The sequence below is a fragment of the Streptomyces sp. NPDC006655 genome (assembly GCF_040703965.1).
Classification (GTDB): domain Bacteria; phylum Actinomycetota; class Actinomycetes; order Streptomycetales; family Streptomycetaceae; genus Streptomyces.
Map to the genome: position 1 here is coordinate 1 of NZ_JBEYJU010000258.1, position 1,222 is coordinate 1,222.

Consider the following 1,222-nt stretch of genomic DNA (forward strand, 5'->3'; position numbering starts at 1 on the left):
GTGGCTCCGCCACATGACCCGCCACCCCGCACGCCGATCGCACGCACCGAACGCCGCTCCTTCTTCCACGGAGATCCATCAGAAGGGCCCTAGCTGATCGTGGATGCCGCAGCGAGCCTGACAGCCGAGACCCACTCTGTCGCCGTCGAGCGCATGGTGCGGGCCGGCGCCTCCCGGTCACCTGGTTCTGCCTGTCCGGGGAGTTCACCGTGGACCACCGTTCCGCGACCGCACCCCACTTCCAGCGGCTGATGCGCGAGCACGTGCCGACCATGGCCATGGGTGTCCGCCCTCCAGCAGACGGGGACCGAGTTCGGCATGAGTCATGCCGCCCGGGGCGGATGAGGGCCGTCCGGCTGTGCCTGTGCAGCGCTTCCGGCCCAGCCACGGACAACCCGTCCCCTGATGAAGTGGCCCTTCATCCGCTCTGCCGTCCGCGCCAGGATGGGCTTGTCGAACAAAGGAGATCGGACGATGGACCGGGTGTTGCTGGCGGATTTTCTCCGCGAACGCCGTGAGGCGTTGCAGCCGCAGGATGTCGGGCTTCCTCGCGGGCAGCGGGGCCGCACCGGTGGGCTGCGGCGCGAGGAGGTGGCGGCGTTGGCCGGTATGCCGGCCGATTACTACAGCCGGATCGAGCAGCAGCGTGGTCCGGCCCCCTCGGAGCGGATGCTCGTGGCGCTCGCGCGGGCGTTGCGGCTCAGCCTGGACGAGCGCGACCACCTCTTCACCCTCGGCGGCGTTCCCGCGTCCCAGCGGATCATGAGAGATGATCATGTCGGTCCCACCATGATGCGGATCGTCGGCGGTCTCCTCAATGTGCCGGCGATGTTGATGTCGCGCTTCGGTGAGACGCTCCTGCAGACACCTCCGGCGGTCGCGCTGCTCGGTGATTTCACCCGCTACTCGGGGCTGTCCCGGTATCTGGTCTACCGCTGGTTCACCGGCGATCAGCAGGTCCGCGGCCTCCATCCGGCGGAGGACCATCCGCGGCGGGGCAAGGTTCTCGCCGCGGGGATCCGGGACGCCTACACGGCCGATCCCACGGGCAGGGCCGGTGAGATCGTCGCGGCTCTGCTCGAGGCCAGTCCCGAGTTCGCGGAGGTCTGGCGGCTGCACGAGGTGGAGGTGACCCATCACCACGACCTCAAGCGTTACCTGCACCCCGAGCTGGGGGAACTGGAGCTCTACTCCGAGATGCTGGTGGATCCCGAGCAGTGCC

Annotated in this window: 1 protein-coding gene; it reads left to right on the forward strand. The window is 68.7% G+C overall.

Translation table 11 applies throughout. The features are described 5' to 3' along the window. Positions 1-474: 474 nt before the first annotated feature. A partial coding sequence (locus AB0958_RS45165) for a helix-turn-helix transcriptional regulator (RefSeq protein WP_366896299.1) occupies positions 475-1,222 on the forward strand: 748 nt, incomplete at its 3' end.